This window comes from Micromonospora sp. NPDC049559 (assembly GCF_040676675.1).
Taxonomy (GTDB): domain Bacteria; phylum Actinomycetota; class Actinomycetes; order Mycobacteriales; family Micromonosporaceae; genus JBFAPK01.
The window spans coordinates 1-3,391 of the sequence record NZ_JBFAPK010000081.1 but is presented as its reverse complement, the minus strand read 5'-3'; the positions used below and the strand labels follow the sequence as shown (position 1 = coordinate 3,391).

At 71.7% G+C, this 3,391-nt stretch carries 3 protein-coding genes and 1 pseudogene; 2 read left to right on the top strand and 2 right to left on the bottom strand.

Going from position 1 to position 3,391, the window contains the following annotated elements:
• Positions 1 to 227: pseudogene (locus tag AB0J86_RS38730) on the top strand (hypothetical protein); the annotation flags it as partial.
• 112 nt (positions 228 to 339) lie between these two features.
• Here AB0J86_RS38730 and AB0J86_RS38725 read toward each other — a convergent pair.
• Together AB0J86_RS38725 and AB0J86_RS38720 are read right to left on the bottom strand one after the other, a co-directional pair.
• Positions 340 to 1,443 (bottom strand): Gfo/Idh/MocA family oxidoreductase, encoded by a 1,104-nt coding sequence (locus tag AB0J86_RS38725; protein WP_363863856.1) that lies wholly within the window; start codon positions 1,441 to 1,443, stop codon positions 340 to 342.
• Complete coding sequence (locus AB0J86_RS38720; protein ID WP_363863853.1) at positions 1,440 to 2,195, bottom strand: sugar phosphate isomerase/epimerase; 756 nt, start codon at positions 2,193 to 2,195, stop codon at positions 1,440 to 1,442. The genes AB0J86_RS38725 and AB0J86_RS38720 overlap by 4 nt, the downstream gene beginning before the upstream one ends.
• Before the next feature lie 163 nt (positions 2,196 to 2,358).
• Here AB0J86_RS38720 and AB0J86_RS38715 point away from each other — a divergent pair, with 163 nt between their 5' ends.
• Positions 2,359 to 3,144: a VOC family protein gene (locus AB0J86_RS38715; protein ID WP_363863850.1), complete on the top strand. Its 786-nt coding sequence runs from the start codon at positions 2,359 to 2,361 to the stop codon at positions 3,142 to 3,144.
• Positions 3,145 to 3,391 lie beyond the last annotated feature (247 nt).

Below are 3,391 nucleotides of genomic sequence, written 5' to 3'. Positions count from 1 at the left end.
CGCTGGGGTTGTTCCAGCAGCGGCCGTCTTCGGGTTGGGGTGAGCCGAAGCAGTTGACCGATCCGGAGTACGCGACGGCCGCGTTCGAGAAGGCGTTGAAGCAGGTGGATGGGTGGCATGACATGCCGCTGACGGATGCGGCGCAGGCGGTGCAGGTGTCGGCGTTCCCGATGGCGTACGCGCAGTGGGAGCAGCAGGCGGCTGACCTGGTCCACGACGCCTGGTGACCACCGAGCCAACAGAACTGACCGGCCCGGGCCGGGTTCCCCACCGCGGGGAACCCGGCCCGGGCCTTTCTCGTGCCCGCCCACCGCGCAGCCGAGCGTGCCGTCCTGCGGCTCAGCCCAGCGTGGCCGCGTGCGGGTTCCAGTCCGCCGGCAGGCTCAGCGGCGGTACGGGCAGCGAGCTGATGCCCTGGAACTGGCCCGCCTCGGCCGAGGCGATGATCGCCGTCATCGTCTCCAGCACGTGCAGCGCCATGGTGCCCGACGCCCGGTGCGGCTCGCCCCGGCGCAGCGCGCGGGCCATCTCCAGCACGCCCAGCCCGCGCCCCGCGGACGTACCCTCCACCGGCAGATCCCGCCAGTCCTCGTCGTCGGTGCCGCGTACCCGCAACGGCCCGCCGAAGGTGTTCGGGTCCGGTACCGAGAGGGTTCCCTCGGTACCGATGATCTCGATCATCGAGCGCCGTACGGTCGAGTCGAAGCTGAACGTCGACGAGACGCTCGGCCCGCCCGTGAAGTCGAGCAGGGCCGTGACGTGCGTGGCCACCTCGACCGGGAAGACGGTACCGGCCTTCGGGCCCGAGCCGATGACCCGCTCCGGGCGTGCCTGCCGGGCCACCCCGGCCACCCGGGACACGGGACCAAAGAGGGCGACCAGCGCGGTCAGGTAGTACGGGCCCAGGTCGAAGAGGGGACCGGCGCCCAACTGGTACAGGAACTCCGGGCTCGGGTGCCATCCCTCCGGGCCCGGGCTCTGGAACGCGGTGGTCGCCGCGACCGGCGTACCGATGACGCCCGACTCCAACGCCCGCTTCGCCGACTGGATGCCGGCGCCGAGGAAGGTGTCCGGGGCGTTGCCGACGCGCAGCCCCCGCGTCGTCGCCTCGGCCAGCAGCTTCTGCCCCGAGTCGGGGTCGAGCGTCAGCGGCTTCTCGCCGTACACGTGCTTGCCGGCCTGGAGCGCGGCGGTGGCGACAGCGGCGTGCGCGGCCGGGGTGGTCAGGTTGACCACGATCTCCACTTCGGGCAGCGCCAGCACCGCCTCGATGTCGCCGGCGACCGGTACGCCGTAGTGCTCCGCCGCCGCCGACGCCCGCGCCACGTCCAGGTCGGCGATGCCGAGCACCCGTACGTCCGGGAAGGTGGCCAGGTTCTCCAGGTACTGCTTGCTGATCACACCGGCGCCGACGATGCCGACGCCGACCGGTCCCTCGCTCATTCCGCGACCTCCGACGCGGCGAGGCCGGTCAGGTACGCGTGGCTCTCGGCGAGCGCGGTCAGCATGTCGGTGGCGCAGCGGTCCAGCTCCACGATCCGCCAGGCGTCCGGGTTGGCGGCGAGGATCTCCGGTACCGGCATCACCCCCTGGCCGACGGCGGTGTGCGGCTCGTCCTTGCGCACCGGGCCGTCCTTGACGTGCAGCGCCAGGACCCGGTCGCCGAGCCGCCGGAGCAGGTCGGGGACCTCGACGCCGCCGACCGCCGCCCAGTACGTGTCGATTTCGAGGAAGACCTCGGGGGCGAGCAGCTCGGCGAGCACCTCGATGGCCGGTACGCCGTCGATGCGCGGCTCGATCTCCCACCAGTGGTTGTGGTAGCCCAGGCGCAGCCCGTACGGCTTCGCCTGCTCGGCCAGCCCGTTGAGCAGGTCGGCGGCGCGGGCCAGGCCGTCGCGGGTGGTGAAGTCCTCGTGCGGGATGCCGGCCGGGATGATGACCAGCTCGGTGCCGATGGTGGCGACGGCGTCGAAGACCTCGGCGGGCTCCTGCCGCAGCAGCGCCCCGGCATGGGTGCTGGAGACGGTGAGTCCCAGGTCGTCGACGACGCGCCGGAATCCCTTCGGGTCGGTGGTCGGGTCGTACGGTTCGACTGCGCCGAATCCGATGTCGGCGATCCGGCGCAGCACGCCGTCGCGGTCGTCGGAGATCAGCTCCCGTACGCTGTAGAGCTGGACGCTGAGGGGTCTTGCCATCGGTTCTAGCCTCCGGGGTGGGGTTCGTTGGCGTGGGTACGCCCCGGCTCGTGGTCGATCTTCAGCCTTCCCTCTCGACGCGCCCGCCGCCAGTGGGTAATCCGGAAACGATCGCCGGCAGCGACAATGGTCACTCCCTCGGTCCCGGCGATCCGGAGGACCCATGGTCATCCCGTTGCTTCCCCGCGCCTCCATCGACGACATGCTGACCTTCTACGAGGCCCTCGGGTTCGAGCGCACCTACCGGCAGACGAAGCCCAACCCGTACCTGGCGATGCGCCGCCAGGAGGTCGAGCTGCACTTCTTCGGCATGCCGAACTTCGACCCGGCCCAGTCGTACGGCAGCTGCATCATCCAGGTGCCGGACACCGGGCCGCTGCACCGGGCCTTCGCCGACGGCCTGCGGGTCGCGTACGGCAAGGTCCCGCTCTCCGGCATCCCCCGGATGACGAGACCACGCCCGCGTAAGAACTCCGACCAGCGCTCCGGCTTCACGGTCGTCGACCCCGGCGGCAACTGGATCCGCATCTTCGCCGCACCGGACCCGTTGCCGGTGTCGGCGGTGTCGGACCTGTCGGCGGCGTCGGCCCGGGAGCGGCGCGGCCGGCTCGCCGTCGCACTGGAGAACGCGGTCGTCCTGGCCGACAGCAGGGGAGAGGTGGCGCAGGCCGCGAAGATCCTGGACCGTGCGCTGGCCAGGGCGAGCGACGCGAGCGCCGTCGAGCGGGTCGAGGCGCTGGCGTACCGGGCCGAGCTCGCGCTCACGCTCGACGATCCGGCGCGGGCGGCGGCCGTCGTGGCCGAACTGCGGGACGTTCCGCTCGACGCCGACGAGCGGGCCCAGGTGGCGGCGACGCTCAATGCCGTGTCCGAGTTGAGCATTGTGTCCGCGAGGTCGATCGCGTCCGGTGCGTCCGTGGTGGGCGCGGTGGGCGGCCCGCCCGGCTGACGGGGCTGCTCGCGTGACTGGTACGCCGGAGACGTTATTCGTCCCCGATAACGTCTCCGGCGTACCAGTCACGGGTGCTCCCGTTGCCGGCTGTGTCGCGTTCACGGTCGATGGCCGGGCCGCATGCGTCGTCACCTGAACGTCGGGTGCGTTTGTCGGTGTCGGGTAGCGCTTCTGGTGTTCAGGTGACGGGTGGCGGTGGGGCGCGGTCCGGGGTTGTGGGGTGGCGTCGTCTGCGTTGGTTGGG